Consider the following 2086-nt stretch of genomic DNA (forward strand, 5'->3'; position numbering starts at 1 on the left):
CGGGACACCTCGCAGATGTTCATCACCGGCCCGGACGTGGTCCGCGCGGTGACCGGCGAGGAGATCACCCAGAACGGCCTCGGCGGCGCGGACGTCCACGCCGAGACCTCCGGCGTCGCGCACTTCGCGTACGACGACGAGGAGACCTGCATCTCCGAGGTCCGGTACCTGCTGTCGCTGCTGCCGCAGAACAACCGCGAGAATCCGCCCGCGGTGACCTGCGGGGACCCGGCCGACCGCCGCTCGGACGTACTGCTCGACCTGGTCCCGGCCGACGGCAGCCGGCCCTACGACATGGCTCGGGTCATCGAGGAACTCGTGGACGACGGGGAGGTCCTGGAGGTCCACGAGCGCTGGGCGCGCAACATCATCTGCGCCCTCGCCCGCCTGGGCGGCCAGGTCGTCGGCATCGTCGCCAACCAGCCCCAGGCCCTCGCGGGCGTGCTGGACATCGAGGCCAGCGAGAAGGCCGCCCGGTTCGTCCAGATGTGCGACGCCTTCAACATCCCGCTCGTCACCCTGCTCGACGTCCCCGGATTCCTCCCCGGTGTCGACCAGGAGCACGGTGGCATCATCCGCCACGGCGCCAAGCTGCTCTACGCGTACTGCAACGCGACCGTCCCGCGGATCTCGCTGGTCCTGCGCAAGGCCTACGGCGGCGCCTACATCGTCATGGACTCCCAGTCCATCGGCGCCGACCTGACCTACGCCTGGCCCACCAACGAGATCGCCGTCATGGGCGCCGAAGGCGCCGCCAACGTCGTCTTCCGCCGGCAGATCGCGGAGGCCGAGGACCCCGAGGCCATGCGTGCGCGCATGGTCAAGGAGTACAAGGCCGAGCTCATGCACCCCTACTACGCGGCCGAGCGCGGCCTGATCGACGACGTCATCGATCCCGCCGAAACCCGCGGGGTCCTCGTCGCCGCCCTCGCGATGCTCCGGACCAAGCACGCCGACCTGCCGTCCCGCAAGCACGGCAACCCGCCGCAGTGATCCGTGTCAGTGCAGGTGCACCGTGATCGAGAAGCTCGTGCCGGCCCCCGGGGTCGCCTCGGCCGAGGCCTTCGGCGATACGGCCCGCACACCCCTCCTGGGCGCCGAGTCGGAGATCGTGAGCAACGCCGTCGAGAAGCGGAGGCAGGAGTTTGCCACCGTGCGCCGGTGCGCCCGGGAGGCACTCGCGGACCTCGGCATCGCACCCGTTCCGATCCTCACCGGTGAGCGCGGGGCTCCCGTATGGCCCGAGGGGGTCATCGGGAGCATGACCCACTGCAAGGGATACCGGGCGGCGGCCGTGACCCGGTCATCCGACATCCTCACGGTCGGCATCGACGCCGAGCCCCATCTCCCCCTCCCCAAGGGCATGCTCGACCTCATAGCGCTCCCGGCGGAGCGGCGCCGAACGGCCGAGCTGTCCCGCCTGGAGCCCGAGGTCCACTGGGACCGGCTGCTGTTCTGCATGAAGGAGTGCGTCTACAAGGCCTGGTTCCCCATCGCCCGCCGAGTGCTGGACTTCGGGCACGCCGAGATCACGATCCACTACGACGGGACGTTCTCCGCCCGCCTCCTGAAGACCGACCCCGCGTTCCCCGGAAACCTGTGGAGCGGGCGGTGGCTCATCGACCAGGACCTCATCGTCGCTGGAATCACGGTGCCCGCTGGGGACCAGCGCCCATGGTGATGGGCACACGGAACGACCCGCCGTACGGGGAACCGCGGTTCCCCGTATGGCGGACGAAACGCCACCCGCCACATCACCGAGGCCGAGAGCTTCGGCTTCTCCTTACTTGGCGCCGAGGCCGGCGTCGGAGACCTCGGGCTTGCCGGCGGCCTTGAGGACCTTGTTCAGGAGCGTCAGGTCGTAGATGCCGGTCAGGTCGGGCTTTTCGAGGAGCTTGGCCTTGACCGCCCATTCGGACTCGGTCTTCAGCGTGGCGGCGAGCGGGTCGTCGGTGACGAGGATGCTCGACCATGCCGGGTCGATGATCTTTGCGTCGAGCGGCTTGCCGCCGTCCGCCGCCAGCTTGGCGTTCGCGGAGGCCTTCGCCTTGTCGGGGTTGGCGTTGATCCACTCGTTGGTCTTCAC

Annotated in this window: 2 protein-coding genes and 1 pseudogene; 2 read left to right on the forward strand and 1 reads right to left on the reverse strand. The window is 69.4% G+C overall.

Translation table 11 applies throughout. From position 1 onward, the window contains the following. Nucleotides 1-993 (forward strand): carboxyl transferase domain-containing protein (locus tag AB0D45_RS34755; protein WP_362466687.1); only part of this gene is annotated, 993 nt, incomplete at its 5' end. A gap of 22 nt (nucleotides 994-1015) precedes the next feature. After that, a complete protein-coding gene (locus AB0D45_RS34760; RefSeq protein WP_362466690.1) occupies nucleotides 1016-1681 on the forward strand; it encodes a 4'-phosphopantetheinyl transferase superfamily protein in 666 nt (221 codons plus the stop codon). A 102-nt stretch (nucleotides 1682-1783) separates the two neighbouring features. Here AB0D45_RS34760 and AB0D45_RS34765 read toward each other — a convergent pair. After that, a pseudogene (locus tag AB0D45_RS34765) lies at nucleotides 1784-2086 on the reverse strand (sulfate ABC transporter substrate-binding protein); the annotation flags it as partial.

The organism is Streptomyces sp. NPDC048352 (assembly GCF_040651895.1).
GTDB lineage: Bacteria > Actinomycetota > Actinomycetes > Streptomycetales > Streptomycetaceae > Streptomyces.